At 71.0% G+C, this 15,408-nt stretch carries 15 protein-coding genes; 3 read left to right on the top strand and 12 right to left on the bottom strand.

What is annotated here, in order from left to right; genetic code table 11:
* Positions 1-8: 8 nt before the first annotated feature.
* The 3 genes from meaB to AB0N22_RS16410 are packed head-to-tail and all read right to left on the bottom strand — an operon-like array spanning position 9 to position 4,965.
* Positions 9-980 carry a methylmalonyl Co-A mutase-associated GTPase MeaB gene (meaB, locus tag AB0N22_RS16420; RefSeq protein ID WP_364642574.1) on the bottom strand — a complete coding sequence of 324 codons (972 nt, stop codon included), beginning with the start codon at positions 978-980 and terminating at the stop codon, positions 9-11.
* A complete protein-coding gene (gene scpA / locus AB0N22_RS16415) occupies positions 980-3,163 on the bottom strand; it encodes a methylmalonyl-CoA mutase (RefSeq protein ID WP_364642571.1) in 2,184 nt (727 codons plus the stop codon). Before scpA ends, meaB begins: the two co-directional genes overlap by 1 nt.
* The gene (locus tag AB0N22_RS16410) at positions 3,160-4,965 is read right to left on the bottom strand and encodes a methylmalonyl-CoA mutase family protein (RefSeq protein WP_364642568.1); all 1,806 of its coding nucleotides are present in this window, start codon (positions 4,963-4,965) and stop codon (positions 3,160-3,162) included. Before AB0N22_RS16410 ends, scpA begins: the two co-directional genes overlap by 4 nt.
* A 100-nt stretch (positions 4,966-5,065) precedes the next feature.
* On the opposite strand from AB0N22_RS16410, the gene serC reads away from it, so the two are divergent.
* On the top strand, positions 5,066-6,172 hold the full coding sequence (gene serC, locus AB0N22_RS16405) for a phosphoserine transaminase (protein WP_364642565.1): 1,107 nt from the start codon (positions 5,066-5,068) through the stop codon (positions 6,170-6,172).
* Between the two features lie 20 nt (positions 6,173-6,192).
* Here the strand turns inward: serC and AB0N22_RS16400 are convergent, their stop codons facing one another.
* From AB0N22_RS16400 to AB0N22_RS16390, 3 genes are all read right to left on the bottom strand, one after another.
* Entirely contained in the window at positions 6,193-6,711 is a 519-nt protein-coding gene (locus AB0N22_RS16400; RefSeq protein WP_364642563.1) for a gamma carbonic anhydrase family protein, read from the bottom strand.
* Positions 6,712-6,733: 22 nt separating this feature from the next.
* Positions 6,734-8,173: an NCS2 family permease gene (locus AB0N22_RS16395; protein WP_364642560.1), complete on the bottom strand. Its 1,440-nt coding sequence runs from the start codon at positions 8,171-8,173 to the stop codon at positions 6,734-6,736.
* 65 nt (positions 8,174-8,238) lie between these two features.
* The gene (locus AB0N22_RS16390; RefSeq protein ID WP_364642558.1) at positions 8,239-9,249 is read right to left on the bottom strand and encodes a hypothetical protein; all 1,011 of its coding nucleotides are present in this window, start codon (positions 9,247-9,249) and stop codon (positions 8,239-8,241) included.
* 138 nt (positions 9,250-9,387) lie between these two features.
* On the opposite strand from AB0N22_RS16390, the gene AB0N22_RS16385 reads away from it, so the two are divergent.
* Positions 9,388-9,795 carry a DUF2530 domain-containing protein gene (locus tag AB0N22_RS16385; protein WP_364642555.1) on the top strand — a complete coding sequence of 136 codons (408 nt, stop codon included), beginning with the start codon at positions 9,388-9,390 and terminating at the stop codon, positions 9,793-9,795.
* On the opposite strand, the gene AB0N22_RS16380 is transcribed toward AB0N22_RS16385, so the two are convergent.
* Positions 9,792-10,538: a DUF3027 domain-containing protein gene (locus AB0N22_RS16380; protein ID WP_364642552.1), complete on the bottom strand. Its 747-nt coding sequence runs from the start codon at positions 10,536-10,538 to the stop codon at positions 9,792-9,794. The two genes, AB0N22_RS16385 and AB0N22_RS16380, sit on opposite strands and share 4 nt — an antisense overlap.
* Positions 10,539-10,599: 61 nt before the next feature.
* Here AB0N22_RS16380 and AB0N22_RS16375 point away from each other — a divergent pair, with 61 nt between their 5' ends.
* A complete protein-coding gene (locus tag AB0N22_RS16375; protein ID WP_364642549.1) occupies positions 10,600-12,081 on the top strand; it encodes an MFS transporter in 1,482 nt (493 codons plus the stop codon).
* Here the strand turns inward: AB0N22_RS16375 and AB0N22_RS16370 are convergent.
* Genes AB0N22_RS16370 through AB0N22_RS16350 form a run of 5 tightly spaced genes read right to left on the bottom strand, consistent with a single transcriptional unit; the run spans position 12,001 to position 15,379 of the window.
* Positions 12,001-12,876, bottom strand: a complete 876-nt coding sequence (locus tag AB0N22_RS16370) for an AEC family transporter (RefSeq protein WP_364642792.1) — start codon at positions 12,874-12,876, stop codon at positions 12,001-12,003. The two genes, AB0N22_RS16375 and AB0N22_RS16370, sit on opposite strands and share 81 nt — an antisense overlap.
* Positions 12,877-12,914: 38 nt before the next feature.
* Positions 12,915-13,310, bottom strand: coding sequence for a cold-shock protein (locus tag AB0N22_RS16365; protein ID WP_364642546.1), 396 nt, complete (start codon positions 13,308-13,310; stop codon positions 12,915-12,917).
* 42 nt (positions 13,311-13,352) lie between these two features.
* On the bottom strand, positions 13,353-14,387 hold the full coding sequence (locus tag AB0N22_RS16360; protein WP_364642543.1) for a YihY/virulence factor BrkB family protein: 1,035 nt from the start codon (positions 14,385-14,387) through the stop codon (positions 13,353-13,355).
* Positions 14,384-14,761: a type II toxin-antitoxin system PemK/MazF family toxin gene (locus tag AB0N22_RS16355; protein ID WP_364642540.1), complete on the bottom strand. Its 378-nt coding sequence runs from the start codon at positions 14,759-14,761 to the stop codon at positions 14,384-14,386. Before AB0N22_RS16355 ends, AB0N22_RS16360 begins: the two co-directional genes overlap by 4 nt.
* Before the next feature lie 54 nt (positions 14,762-14,815).
* Positions 14,816-15,379, bottom strand: coding sequence for a sigma-70 family RNA polymerase sigma factor (locus tag AB0N22_RS16350; RefSeq protein WP_364642537.1), 564 nt, complete (start codon positions 15,377-15,379; stop codon positions 14,816-14,818).
* Between the last annotated feature and the right edge of the window lie 29 nt (positions 15,380-15,408).

The following is a 15,408-nucleotide window of genomic DNA, read 5'->3' as shown; positions in this document are numbered from 1 at the left end:
CGCGGGGGCTAGGAGTCGTACGCCTCGAGGATGTGCTCGGCGGCGGTGGCGGCGGGCATCTCGCCGGACAGGACGGCCTCGCGGATCTCCTCACGCATCGCCGCCACCTGGGGGTCGGTGCGGAGCCGCTGGTCGAGCTCGTCGCGCACCAAGGCCCAGGTGAAGTCGAGCTGCTGTTGCGCGCGCTTCTCCCGCAGCCCCGTCCGCCCGAGGAACTCCCGGTGGCGGATGACCCGGCTCCACACCGTGTCGATGCCGCTGCCCTCGAGGGCGGAGCAGGTCAGGACCGGCGGGACCCATCCGGCTCCGCCGGCGTACACCATGCGCAGCGCCCCGGCGAGCTCCTTGGACGTGGCCTCGGCCTCCTGCACCCGCTCGCCGTCGGCCTTGTTGACCGCGACGACGTCGGAGATCTCCAAGATGCCCTTCTTGATGCCCTGCAGCTGGTCACCCGTGCGCGCGATCGTCAGGAAGAGGAACGTGTCGACCATCCCGGCGACCGTGATCTCGGACTGCCCCACGCCCACGGTCTCGATCAGCACGACGTCGAACCCGGCCGCCTCCAGCACCGTCATGGCCTGGCTCGTCGCGCGCGCGACACCGCCCAACGTGCCGGCGCTGGGCGACGGGCGGATGTAGGCGTCCGGGCTGACCGCGAGCCGCGACATGCGGGTCTTGTCGCCAAGGACGGAACCACCCGTACGGACGCTCGACGGGTCGACCGCCAGCACCCCGACGCGGTGACCCTCGTCGACCAGGTGCATGCCGAGCGCCTCGATGAACGTGGACTTGCCGACGCCGGGAACCCCGGAGATGCCGACCCGCACGGCGCCGCCGGCCTCGGGCGTCAGGAGCCCCAGCAGCTCACGGGCCTCGGCCCGGTGATCGGCGCGGCTCGACTCGATCAGCGTGATCGCTCGCGAGATCGCCGCGCGCTTGCCGACCCGGACGTCGTCGGCGAGGTCTGCGACGTCGACCATCAGGACGTCGAGGTCTGCTGCAGCTTGTCGAGCAGGTCGAGGGCCGAGTCGGCGATGACCGTGCCGGGCAGGAACACCGCGGCGGCACCCATCTCCTTGAGCGTCGGCACGTCGTCCGGCGGGATGACGCCGCCGATCACGATCATGATGTCCGGCCGGCCCATCTCGGCGAGTGCCTCCTTGAGCGCGGGCAGCAGGGTCAGGTGCCCGGCCGCCAGGCTCGAGACGCCCACGATGTGCACGTCGGCGTCCACGGCCTGCTGGGCGACCTCCTCGGGCGTCGAGAACAGCGGGCCGACGTCGACGTCGAACCCCATGTCGGCGAAGGCCGTCACGATGACCTTCTGGCCGCGGTCGTGCCCGTCCTGGCCCATCTTGGCGACGAGGATGCGCGGGCGGCGACCCTCGGCCTGCTCGAACGCGGCCGTCGCGTCGATGACCTTGTCGACGTTGCCGCCCTGGCCGGCTTCGGTGCGGTACACACCTGAGATCGTACGGATCACGGCTTGGTGGCGCCCGTAGACCTTCTCCAGCGCGTCGGAGATCTCCCCCACCGTGGCCTTGGCGCGGGCCGCGTCGACCGCGAGCGTCAGCAGGTTGTCGTCGAGCGAGCCGTCGCTGGCCGAGCCGCGCTCGGCACTGCGGGTCAGGGCCGCCAGCGCGGCGTCGACGTCGTCCTGGTTGCGCTCGGCGCGCAGCCGCTCGAGCTTGGCGATCTGCGAGGCGTACACCGCCTTGTTGTCGACCTTGAGCACCTCGAGCGGGTCCTCGTCGGCGAGCCGGTAGGTGTTCACGCCGATCACGGCCTGCTGGCCGGAGTCGATGCGGGCCTGCGTCCGGGCCGCGGCCTCCTCGATGCGCATCTTGGGGATGCCGGCCTCGATCGCCTTCGACATGCCGCCGGCCTTCTCGACCTCCTGGATGTGCGCCCAGGCGCGGTTGGCGAGATCGTGTGTCAGCCGCTCGACGTAGTAGGAGCCGCCCCACGGGTCGATGATGTCAGTCGTGCCCGACTCCTGCTGCAGCAGGAGCTGGGTGTTGCGGGCGATGCGGGCGCTGAAGTCGGTCGGCAGGGCGATCGCCTCGTCCAGCGCATTGGTGTGCAGCGACTGCGTGTGGCCCTGGGTCGCGGCCATCGCCTCGATGCACGTGCGCCCGACGTTGTTGAAGACGTCCTGCGCCGTCAGCGACCACCCCGACGTCTGGCTGTGCGTGCGCAGGCTGAGGCTCTTGGGGTTCTGGGGGTTGAACCCGGCCACGAGCTCGGCCCACAGCGCTCGAGCGGCCCGCAGCTTGGCGATCTCCATGTAGAAGTTCATCCCGATCGCCCAGAAGAAGCTCAGGCGCGGGGCGAACGCGTCGATGTCGAGGCCCACGTCGAGGCCGGCGCGGATGTACTCGACCCCGTCGGCCAGCGTGTAGGCCAGCTCGAGGTCGTTCGTCGCCCCGGCCTCCTGGATGTGGTAGCCCGAGATGGAGATCGAGTTGAAGCGCGGCATCTTCTGCGCGGTGTAGGCGAAGATGTCCGAGATGATCCGCATCGAGGGTGCCGGCGGATAGATGTAGGTGTTGCGGACCATGAACTCCTTGAGGATGTCGTTCTGGATGGTCCCGGAGAGCTTCTCGGGCGGCACGCCCTGCTCCTCGGCGGCGACGATGTAGAGCGCGAGCACCGGCAGCACGGCGCCGTTCATCGTCATCGACACGCTCATCTCGTCGAGCGGGATGCCCTCGAACAGCTTGCGGGTGTCGTAGATCGAGTCGATCGCCACGCCGGCCATGCCGACGTCGCCGACGACCCTGGGGTTGTCGGAGTCGTAGCCGCGGTGCGTGGCCAGGTCGAATGCGACCGAGAGCCCCTTCTGCCCCGCCGCGAGGTTGCGGCGGTAGAACGCGTTGGACTCCTCGGCGGTCGAGAAGCCGGCGTACTGGCGGATCGTCCAGGGCTGCGTCGTGTACATCGCCGGGTAGGGACCGCGGAGGTAGGGCGCGAGGCCCGGGTAGGTGTCGAGGGCGTCGAGCCCCTCGAGGTCGGCGGCGGTGTAGAGGCCCTCGACGTCGATGCCCTCGGGTGCCGGCCACGGCTCGGCGCCGTCGGTCGCCCGGGCGTACGCATCGGCGTCCGGCTCGTACGGCTGCTCGGGATCCAGCGGCAGCCCGGCGAAGCTCTTCGGGACGGTCATGCGCTCAACCTCTCTCGGGTCTCACGGAGGAAGGCGAGGGCGTCCAGCCCCGCCGCGGCGTTGACGTCGCCACCGATGTCGACCTTGCCGGCCACGACGACGTACGACGCCCCGGCCTCGCGGAGGGCGGTGACCAGCTCGGCACCCCAGGCCTCGTACGCCTTGTCGTTGCCGACCAGGCACACCGCGCCGGGCCGGCCCGCCTCGTCGTAGGCCTTCAGCACGTCGTCGACGCCCTCACTCGGCCCGGCGACGACGGTCTCGATCCCACCGGCGGCCAGCAGGTTGGCGGCGAACGTGGCTCGCGCCGTGTAGGCCGCGACGGTGCCCATCGACGCCAGGAAGACCGGGGTCGCGGCCGGGTCGGCCCGCAGCGCCTCGTACTCGCCGGCGTACCGGTGCACCTCGATCCGGTGACCGTACGGCCGACGCTCGGGCAGCTCCTCGCGGAGGTTGGGGAACTCCGAGACGCCGGTGATCGGCCGCTTGCGCTTGGCGATGTCGAGCGCGCGCGCCGACACCGTCGCGGCGATGCCCTCGCGCAGGAAGTCCAGCGCGGCGAGCAGGCCGCCGCGGTCCTCGATCTCGCCGAACAGCGCCCAGGCGGCGCGCGCGAGGTCGTCGGTGAGCTTCTCGACGGCGTGCGCACCACCCGCGGGGTCGACGACCGCGGCGACGTGGGCCTCGCTGATCAGCAGGCTCGAGGTGTTGCGGGCGATGCGACGGCTGAAGGCCTCCGGCAGGCCGAGGGGCTCGTCGAACGGCAGCACCGTCACGGATGCGGCACCACCGACACCGGCCGCGAAGGCCGCGACCGTCGTGCGCAGCATGTTCACGTACGGGTCGTACGTCGCCATCATCGGGCGCGAGGTCACGGCGTGCTGCAGCTGGCCCGCGTCCGCGGTCGTGACGCCGCTGAGCTCGGCGACCCGGTTCCACAGGCGGCGGGCGGCTCGGAGCTTGGCGATCGTCGGGAACTGCTCGTCGGTCGCGGCGAGGCGGAAGTCGATCAGCGCGGCGGCGTCGTCGACCGAGTGTCCCGCCTCGACGAGGGTCCGGAGATAGGTGACGCCGGCCGCGAGCGAGTAGGCGAGCTCCTGCACGTCCGACGCGCCGGCGTCGTGCACGGCCGTGGCGTCCACCGTCACCGCCCGCACGCCGTGCGGCTGCGCCAGATCGGCGGCCTCGGCCACGATCGCGAGGCCGGTGACGCCGTGGTCGCGGATCGTCGCCCCGAGCGGGTCGACGCCGAACGCCGTGCCGGCTGCCGGGGTGATCGCCTTGTCGGTGAGCACGGCGGCCAGGGCACGGGCCGCGTCGAGCGGCTCGGTCGGCGCATCGAGGACGACGGGCGCCAGGTCGAGGAAGACCGGCTCGAGGATCGTCGCCAGGGCATCGACGGGGATCGCTCCCCCGCCGACCGACAGCCAGAGCGAGTTCACGCCGTTCTCGAGGTCGGTCACGACGTCCTTGGCGGTGCGCTCGGCATCGGGGTCGGCGAACCAGGCGCGTACGTCCCAGCCGTCGAGCTCACGTGCTGCCGCGCTGCCACGGGTGAACGGCGCCTGACCGGGCAGACCACCGTCGGGCAAGTCGCTGCTGAGGGCGGGCGTGCCGAGAGGGCTGACGCTGATGCCGTCGAGCGTCGTCGTGGCCAGCGTGGACCAGACGCCGCTGTCGGGGGCGTCCTCGGTGAGCCTGCGCGCCTTGCGGAGCACCGCCGCCGTGGCCCGCTCCCACTCGTCCTGCGTGTGCTCGAGCCCCTTGGACAGGGGGACATCGACCGTTCCGTCAGAGGCCATAAGGGGCATCGTACGAACCCGCTGTGATGGCGGCCACCCAATGTGACGAATGTGACGAGGGTGTTACCGGGCGTGCGGGCGCAACTGGAAGACTGGGGGCGTGAAGATTCCTGCGGAGCTCCTGCCCGGCGACGGGCGATTCGGGTCCGGCCCGTCCAAGGTGCGGGTCGAGGCGCTCGACGCCCTGGCCGCGACAGGACGCTCGCTGATGGGCACCTCGCACCGGCAGGCACCCGTGCGTGACCTGGTGGGCAGCCTCCGCGAGGGCCTCGCCGAGCTGTTCTCGCTGCCCGACGGCCACGAGGTCGTGCTCGGCGTCGGCGGTTCGCACGCGTTCTTCGACGCCGCGATGTTCGGGCTGATCCGTGAGCGCAGCCAGCACCTCGTGCACGGCGAGTTCACCCGCAAGTTCGCCACGGCGGTGCAGCAGGCACCGTTCCTCGCCGACCCCCACGTCCTGGAGAGCGAGTTCTCGACCCGTCCGGCCCCGGTCGCGGAGCCGGGTGTCGACGCCTACGCCTGGGCGCACAACGAGACCTCGACGGGCGTCATGGTCCCGGTCGAGCGGGTGACCGGCGCTGACGATGGTGCGCTCGTGCTGGTCGACGCCACGTCCGGCGCCGGCGGCCTCCCGGTCGACGTGGCGCAGAGCGACGTCTACTACTTCGCCCCGCAGAAGACCTTCGCCTCCGACGGCGGTCTGTGGGTCGCACTGATGTCCCCCGCGGCGATCGAGCGGACCCGCGAGATCAAGGCCGGCGGCCGGCACATCCCGGGGTTCCTCGACCTGCCCGCCGCGATCGACAACTCCCGCAAGAACCAGACCTACAACACCCCGGCGCTGGCCACCTTGTTCCTGATCGACGACCAGGTGCGGTGGATGCTCGCGCAGGGCGGGCTCGACTGGGCGGTCGAGCGCACGACGGACTCCTCGTCGCGCCTCTACGCGTGGGCCGAGGCCTCGACGTACGCGACGCCGTTCGTGACCGATCCGGCCGACCGCTCGCTGGTCGTCGGCACGATCGACCTCGAGGGCGTGGACGCGGACGCGGTCACCGCTGCCTTGCGGGACAACGGCATCGTCGACGTCGCCGGCTACCGCGGGCTCGGCCGCAACCAGCTGCGCATCGCCATGTTCCCGGCGATCGACCCCGACGACGTCACCCGGCTCACGCAGTGCATCGACTGGGTGGTCGAGCGCCTCTGAGCCGGCTCGCCTCGTGAGGATCAGATGATCTCGGTGCCGACGCGGTGCAGCTCGCGGTGCTCCTCGTAGATCTCGGCGTTGTTGTGCAGCTTCGCGACCTCGTCGTCGGTCAGCTCGCGGCGCACCTTGCCGGGGACGCCGGCGACCAGGGACCGCGGCGGGATCTCGACGCCCTCGGAGATGAGCGCTCCGGCGGCGATCAGCGACTCGTCGCCGATGACGGCGCCGTTCATGATGATCGCGCCCATGCCGACCAGGACGTGGTCGCCGATCGTGGCGCCGTGGATCACGGCACCGTGGCCGACCGACACTCCTTCGCCGAGCAGCACCGGCAGGCCGCGGTCGACGTGGAACGCGCAGTTGTCCTGCACGTTGGACCGGGCGCCGATCGTGATCGGCTCGTTGTCGGCACGAAGCACCGCGCCGTACCAGATGCTGGCGCCGTCCTCGATCACGACGGATCCGGCGAGGGTCGCGTTGGGCGCGACCCATGCCGTGTCCGCCACCTGCGGGGCTTTGTCTCCCAGAGCGATGAGCATGACCCCACGCTACCGATCCGGGTCAGCTGACCCAGCGCGTGATCGGGTCGATCGCGAAGTAGATCACGAACAGCACGCCGATCAGCCACATCAACGGGTGGATCGCGGCGATCTTGCCCTTGACGAGCTTGATCACGACCCACGCGACGAATCCGGCGCCGATCCCGGCCGTGATCGAGTAGGTGAACGGCATCAGCACGATCGTCAGGAACGCCGGGATGGCGATCTCGGAGTCGTCCCAGGCGATGTCCTTCACCTGGCTCATCATGAGGAAGCCGACCAGCACGAGCGCCGGCACCGCAGCCTCGTTGGGGATGTGCTCGACGAGCGGCACCGCGAGGGTCGAGAGCAGGAACAGCACGCCGGTGACGACCGACGCCAGGCCCGTGCGGGCACCGTCGCCGACGCCCGAGGCCGACTCGATGTAGGACGTGTTGCTCGAGACGCCGGCCGCGCCGCCGGCTGCGGCGGCGATCGAGTCGACGACCAAGATCCGCTGCGCGCCGGCCGGAGCGCCGTCCTCGTCGTTGAGGTCCGCCTCGGCCCCGATCGCCGTCATGGTGCCCATCGTGTCGAAGAAGTCGGCGAGCAGGAGCGTGAAGACCAGCAGGGCCGCGGTCACGACACCCGCGCGCTCGAACCCGTCGAACAGGTTGAAGTCGCCGAGCAGCGAGAAGTCCGGCTTGGCGAAGACCTTCTCGGGCCAGTCCGGGACGTTGAGGTTCCACCCCTTCGAGGTCGGGTCGCCGCCGCTGCCAGGGACGTCCGCGATCGCCTGCACGATGCCCGCGATGATCGTCGTGGCGACGATGCCGATGAGGATCGCGCCCGGAACGCCGCGCGAGTAGAGCGCGATCATCAGCAGCAGGCCGATGACGAACACGAGCACGGGCCAGCCGGCGAGGCTGCCGCCGATGCCGAGCTGGACGGGCGGCGCCGCGATCCCGGTCGTCCGTACGAAGCCGGCGTCGACGAGGCCGATCAGCGTGATGAACAGGCCGATGCCCACGGCGATGGCGGTCTTGAGCTGGCGGGGCACGGCGTCGAACACGGCCTTGCGGAAGCCGGTCAGCACGAGCACCAGGATGATCAGGCCCTCGATCACGACCAGGCCCATCGCATCGGCCCACGTCATCTGCGACGCGACCGAGAACGCGACGAACGCGTTGAGACCCAGCCCCGTCGCCAGGGCGAGGGGGAAGTTCGCGACGACGCCCATGAGGATCGTCAGCACGCCGGCCACCAGGGCGGTGACCGCGGCGATCGTCGCGAAGCCGGCGCCGGCCTCGGTGCCGCCACCCAGGAAGTTGCCGTCGACGTCAGGGACGCTCGACAAGATGATCGGGTTCAGCACGATGATGTAGGCCATCGTCAGGAACGTCACGACGCCGCCTCGCACCTCCCGGCTGATCGAGGACCCGCGCTGGCTGATCTTGAAGTACTTCTCGAGCGTGGCGGTCATGGCACTCCTGGTCGAGACGGAACCGGACGCATGGAGCATGCCAGACCCGCGCGCGGGCCGGGAGATCAGGTGCGTCTGCTGGCTGCTGACGCGATGGCGGCCAGCATCGCCAGGACGCCCACGGCCCACAGCCAGGTGCTGCCGGCGAATCCGCTGTTGCCCGGCTCCGACGAGTCCGAGGTCGCGTCCTTGGCGGGGGTGTCGTCCGTGGGCTCTGGGAGCGGCGCGGGCTTGGTCGGGAACGTCAACGGGATCCGCAGCAACGCCGAGCCCGTCCCCTCGCTGCCGATCAGGAACGAGGTCTGGGACCGCTCGATCGCGATCGACTCTCCCTGGGGCTGCGGCGGCGTCTCCGCCGAGCGGATCTGCTGCCAGGTCCTGGCGTCGTAGAGGTGGACGTCGCTGTACGTCCGCAGCAGCGCGTAGCGCCCGTCCGACGACATCGCGCCGTCGGTCACCAGCGCCGGCATGTCGTCGCCCGTCGCCTCGGCCCGGTTGGGCCGGTCCGCCGAGAGCGTGCGCGGCAGCGCCAGCAGCTCCCCGGCGAAGAGCCCCTTGGTGACGACGCCCTTGGCGCCGGTCCGCGGGTTGATCAGGAGGGCCTCGACGTCAGTCGGTCCGGACGGGTACGTGAGGGGGTAGCGGGTCGGCGCCACCGAGTGGTCGCCGGGACCGGGTTCCGGCAGGGCGTACAGGGCGATGTCGGTGCGGCGCTCCTGGTTGTCGCCGGTGTCCGCGACCCACAGCTCGCCGTCGCCATCGATCGCGATCGCCTCGGTGTCGGCCGGCTCGCTGCCGGTCAAGGTCGTGGCGCCCACGACCGCCCCGGTCGAGATCTTGACGGCGAACACGATCGGCGCGCTGCCGGAGTCGTTGATCGTGTAGGCCAGGTCGTCGTGCTTGACGCTGATGGCCAGGCCGCTCGACTCGGTGATGCGCGCGTCGGTCATCCGGCTCACGACGTCCGGTCCCGCCTCGGCGCCGTCGGCGCGACGAGCCAGTGAGCTCACGAGCACGACGACCAGCAGGGCGAGGAGGAGGCCTGGGATGAGCAGGCGCCGATGGCGGGGATTCATTGCGGTTCAGCATGACAGCACGTGAAACTCCGGACATCCGCGGCGGTAGGGTGGCAGCGTGAGCGAGCGCCAGCGAGTGAGCCATCAGGACATCACGGCGCCATCTGCGTACCGTGCCTCTTCGACGCAGGTGGCAACGTGACGAGCGAGGACGAGTGGGTCATCAGGCAGGGCGACGGTCCTGAGACCATCGAGCGCAAGATGGGCCACCGCGAGATCGCCCGGCTCGAGCGCGCGGCCCGGCGTCACGAGTTCGGCCGCCCTGAGCTCACCGAGCTCGAGATCGGCAGCAAGACCCACCGGGTCGCCGAGGTCGAGCCGATGGACGTCGACGGGGTCCGCACCATGACGGTGGGGACGATCGTCTGGGGCGTCATCGCGGTCGCGCTGCTGCCGTTCCTCGGGACGCTCGACGAGAACGGCCGGACGTGGTGGCTGTGGACGGCTCTGGCTGGTTTCGGCCTGGGCCTGATCGGGATCGAGTACTGCCGCCGGCGTCGCAACGCGCTGCGCATGCAGCCGGGCCGGCGGCGCCGCCTCGACTAGAAGCTGTCGACCTCGTCGACACCGACGGTGTCGAACACCGGCGGGGGCAGCGCCTGGGCGCTGGCCGCGCGGCTCAGTCGGGCTCCCGAGTGGGCGCCGCAGCCGTGGTCGAACGAGACGACCTTGCCGTCGTCGTTGGCCATGCCATTCGCGCAGACACCGAAACGATCGGCGAGCGGACCGGCGAGGCTGATCATGAAGCCGCAGGTCAGGCACGAGCCGGACGCCTGTTGCGCCATGGCGGCATCGGGACCGTGCTCACCCTCTTGCCAACGGTCAGCGGCGAGCTCGCGGCCCTCGAGCGACAGGACCCACTCGCGGCCGAGGCCGACCTCGCGGGCGAAGAATCGGTCGGGGGTCTGCTCGTCGCCGTCTCCGGCCGACCACGACGGCACGAGCCGGATGTCGTCCTCGTCGGGCGGCAGCACGTCGCCCGGGCTGAGGTCGCCGGGGCGGATCCGCTCCCGGTAGGGCGTCCACGGCGGGGCGACGATCGCGTCGTCACCCGGCAGCAGGACGACGTCGTTGACCGTGATCTTGTCGCTGTCGGGCGCGCGCGAGACGCTGACGGACCAGTACCAGCCCTGGTAGCCGGGCTTGAGGCAGGCGAAGTGGTGCGAGACGAGTCGCTCGTCGTCCTCGACCGCGCGCACGTGATCGCCGACCGTCCCGGCGTCGGCGGCCTCGTCGACGGCCGCGCGGGCGACGTCGATCGCGGCGGCGAGCTGCTCATCGATGGGCATTCACCCATTGTCACCCATGTCCGGCCGGTCGGGGGTCGCGGGGTGAGGCAGGATAGACGGCGTGGACGGATACCCGGACGACGACGATCGCGAGCTCGATCCGGCGCGGCCGACGCCGCCCGAGCAGTCGCGCCTGGGCCGGTCCGCCCAGATCGCCGGCCGGATGTCGTCCAACACCGCGCGCTTCGTCGCCAAGGGCAGCACGACGGCCTTCACGGCGTCCCGCAGGTTCACCCACTCCGGCGGCGCCGGCGAGAGCGGCCTGTCCCGCCTGCTGGAGCTGCACGCCTTCAACACCGCCGGCGACGCGGCCTTCGCGATCTCCCTCGCCGGGACGCTGTTCTTCACGGTCCCCACGGGTGAGGCCACGGGTCAGGTCACGCTGTTCCTGGTCCTGACGATGCTGCCGTTCGCCGTCGTGGCACCGCTGATCGGCCCGTTCCTCGACCGCTTCCGCCGGGGTCGCCGATGGGCCATCGGGGCCACGCTCGCGATCCGCGCGTTCTGCTGCTGGGTGCTCGCCGGTGCGATCTCGTCCGACGATCCCCCGCCCTCGTTCTACTTCGCGGCGCTGGGGTGCCTCGTGGCCTCCAAGGCGTACGGCGTGACCCGCGCCTCGGCGGTCCCCCGGCTGCTGCCGAGCGAGTTCACCCTCGTCAAGGCCAACTCGCGCATCTCGCTCACCGGCACCGGGGCCGCGGCCATCTCGGCCCCCCTGGCGGTCGGTGCCGCGGCACTCGGCGCCGAGTGGGCGGTCCGCTACGCGGCCCTGCTGTTCGTCGTCGGCACGATCCTGGCGATCCTCCTGCCGGCACGCGTCGACTCGAGCGAGGGCGAGGAGCAGGTCGACCTGACCAAGATCGCGACCGGTACGGCCAAGAAGGGCATCAGCATCTCGCGGGACGTCGTCAACGGGCTGCGGAGCAACTCCGGCCTCCGGCTGCTGTCGGGCTTTCTCACGATCTTCATGGCCTTCACGCTGCGCGAGCCGCCGGCGTCGATGGGGTGGGACGGCAGCGCGACAATCCTGCTGGGCCTCGTGATCGGCGGCGCCGGGGCCGGCAACACCGTCGGCACGCTGATCGCCTCGGTGACCAAGTCCCGCCGGCCCGAGCGCGTCGTGATCGCGGTCTTCGTGCTCGACGTCGCGGTGGTCGTCACCGTGGCGGTGTTCTTCACGTGGTGGACCGCGGTGGTCCTCGGCCTGACGGTGGGGCTCTGCCAGTCCCTCGGCAAGCTGAGCCTCGACGCGCTGATCCAGCGCGACGTCGCCGAGCGCGTGCGCACCAGCATGTTCGCCCGCTCGGAGACGCTGCTGCAGCTGTCGTGGGTCATCGGCGGCCTGATCGGCATCGGGCTGTTCACGGTCGACGCGACGCCGCGCATCGGCCTCCTCGTGACGGCCGTCATCCTGGTCGCGTGGCTGGCGTTCGTGCTCAGTCGCGCCAACGGCAAGCGGTCATCAAGCGAGAACGGCCGCCAGTCCGACGAGCACGGGGATCGACAGCAGCGTGGTGACCGCGACACTGTCGCGGGCCAGTAGCTCCGAGCGCTGGAACCGCGACGCGTAGACGAACACGTTCTGCGCCGTCGGCAGCGCGGCCATGACCGTCAGCCCGAACACCTGGTCCGACTCCAGCCCGAACGCGAACCGCGCCAGGACGTACGCCGCGGCCGGCATCCACACGAGCTTGAGCAGGGCGATCGCGGTGATCTCCCAGCGGTCGGCCGAGCCGATCGCCCCACCGAACCGCAACGAGACCCCGTACGCCAGCAGGGCGCCCGGCACGGCCATCCCGCCCAGCAGCGCGACGGGCTCGGCCGCGATCTCGGGCAGGGTCACGCCGGCGACCGAGATCAGGACGCCGCAGACGGCGGCGACCGACACGGGGTTGCGCAGCCCCGCGAGCGCGAGGGCAGTCGGCGTCGGGCGCCGCCCCGTGGCGTCGAGGTCGAGAGCGGACAGCGCCAGTGGGGCGTAGACGATGAGCTGCAGCACCATGACCGGCACGGCGTAGGCGGCGTCGCCCAGGACGTACACCGCGATGGGCAGGCCCAGGTAGCCGGCGTTGGAGTACGACCCCGACAGCGCGCCGACGACGATGTGCGACAGCGACCGGCCCCGCCGCCGAGCCAGCGGGACGTAGACCACCAGCACGGCCAGCACGCTGAGGCCGGCGATCGCGAAGCCGACTCCCAGCACGTCCGAGACGTCGGTGCGCGACAGCACGTCGACCAGCAGTGCCGGCGTCGCCACGAAGTAGACGAGGCGGGACAGGATCCGTTGGGAGTCCTGGCCGAGCACACCGGCGTGGGCCAGGCCGAGCCCGAGGGCGATCAGGATCCCGATGACCCCGAAGCCCTGGAGGACGCCGGTCAGAGCTCGAGCTCGGTCGCGACCGCGCGGAGCACCTGCGCGGCCGACTTGCCCTTCTTGCCGTCGGGGTGACGGCCGTGCCGGTAGCCCTCACCGATCGTGTCGAGCAACCGGATGAGGTCCTCGACGATGACCGCCATGGTCTCGGGGTCCTTGCGGCGCGCGTGCGACTGGGCCCGGGACACCGAGGTCACCGGTTCGAGCAGCCGCACCTGGAGGGCCTGGTCGCCGCGGCTGCCCTGGACGATGCCGAACTCGACGCGCGCGCCGGCCTTGAGAGTCGTGACGCCGTCCGGGAGCGCGTCGGAGCGCACGTGGACGTCCGGTCCGTCCTCCTGGGTCAGGAAGCCGAATCCCTTGTCCGCGTCGTACCACTTCACTTTGCCCGTGGGCATGGCGCTGTCCTCTGGTCGTCGATGCTGGTTGCTGCGTCCAGACTAGTCGGACGGCTTGTCCTGCGACGGCGGCGGTGGCTCCGGCGTGCGGTCCTCGAACGTGACGACGACCGACTGGAAGCCCTTGTGACGCTGGGACTTGGCGTAGGCGGCGTACGCCTTCTGGTCGGCCTTGGTCAGGATCACGTTGTCGGTGAACGGGGTCAGCAGGGCGCGGGGGTAGAGGTGCCGCCGCAGGACGACGTTCACCTCCAGGCCCAGCACGACCATGATCGAGGCGATGAAGATGAACGCGATGAGGCCGAGGACCAGGGCGAACGTGCCGTTCATCTCGCTGCTGTTGGCCCTGCCGATGACCTCGCGGACGTACGTGTTGCCGATCCACTGCAGGGCCTGCCAGAGCACCGCCGTCACGATCGCGCCCGGCAGCACCGAGCGCCAGCCGGCCCGGCCGTGGCTGATGAGCCGAAAGACGCTGACGAAGATCATCACGGTCAGCACGAAGCCCACCAGCCGGATGACCCACCGCAGGGTCGTCTCGAGGTCGGCGCCCAGGGCGTCGGGGTTGGCCAGCACCGACGTGGCAATCGCCAGCGCGAGGATGCCGGCGCCGCTGATCGCGAGGAACAGGATGCTGCGAAGGCGCAGGATGATGGGGTTGGCGCGACTGTTGCGCGGCACCGACCAGGCGATGTTCGCGGCGTTCTGGACCGCCTGACCGAGGCCCATGGCGCCGTACAGCGCGACGATCGAGCCGATCACGATCGCGGTCGTGCTGCCGCTCAGACCGTCCGGCTGACCCAGCTGGGTGCCGATGATCGGGAACTGGCTGAGCGCCGAGTCCAGCAGCCGGTCGCGCAGGTCCCGGTTGTCCTGCAGGACGAAGCCGAGGATCGACGAGCCCAGGAGGAGGAGAGGGAAGATCGCGATGAACGCGTAGTAGCTGATGATCGCCGCGAGATAGGGGCCCTGGTCGTCGAAGTACTTGTAGACCACGGCGATCGGGAAGCTGACGACCGGGTGCTGGCGCTGGTAGGCGTCGACCGGACCGATCGGGCGGGGCGGGCTGCTGCTCATGACAGGTACGGCTCCAGCGCCGCGGCGACCGCACGGAAGCGTGGCTCGTCGAGGACCGCACCCTCGCGGCGTACGTCGGCGGGGTCGACCGTCAGGAGGCGGTCGAGCCGCACCTCGCTCGGCCGTCCGGCCGGGTCCCACGGGCCGGTGCCGAGGTCGAACCAGAACCTGCCGTCGGCCGCCTCCTGGGCCAGGTCGCGGTCGTGGTCCTTGGAGGTCATCGGGAGCGCGACGAGGCGCTCGCCCTCCCGTGCCACGATCAGGACGGGCCGGTCCTTGCCCTGGGTCGGGTCGTCCTCGTAGGGCACCCACGTCCACACGACCTCGCCCGGGTCCGGACGGCCGTCCGGGTGCGGGTCGTACGCGATGTCCACGCGGCCAGCCTGCCACAGCGGCGAACGGACGACGCGCTGATCGGGGCGAGGACGTCAGACGGCGGCGTCCAGGTGGTCGGTGCGGCCCTCGTAGGCGCGACGCAGACCGGCGCGGGCCCGCCGTCCGAGCGCCGACACCGCATTGGCCGACATGCCGAGCTCGTCGGCGAGGTCACGCGGCCGCAGGCCCTCCACCTCCAGCTGCCAGAGCACGCGCTGCCAACGAAGCGGGAGCAGCCGGAACGCCTCCGCGACGTGGTCCTCGTCGGTGCCGCCGGCGGTGTCCACCGACGGCCGGCGCCAGGTCTCGACGTCGTCGACGAGCACCAGGCGTCGATCGCGACCCGCCCGCCGCGCCGCCTCGTGGCGCATCGCCGTGAGCAGGTAGGCGCGGATCGAGGTCGTGGGTCCCCGACCTCTGACGAGCTGGTGGAACGTGCCGGCGAACGCCTCGGCCACCAGGTCGTCGACCTCGGAGGCACGCACGAACCGCCGGGCGGCGGCGCGCACCAGCGGCAGGTGCCGCTCGAACAGCACGGCGTACGCCTGCAGGTGGCCACGTCTGGTGAGGAGCACCAGCTCGGCGTCGGTCAGCGTCGTCGATCGGTCGTCGTCCATGATGCTCCGTCCTGGGTGGGTTCATCCAG

Origin of the sequence: Aeromicrobium sp. NPDC092404 (genome assembly GCF_040684095.1) — a bacterium.
Lineage (GTDB): Bacteria > Actinomycetota > Actinomycetes > Propionibacteriales > Nocardioidaceae > Aeromicrobium.
This window is presented reverse-complemented; position numbering and strand designations above follow the sequence as displayed.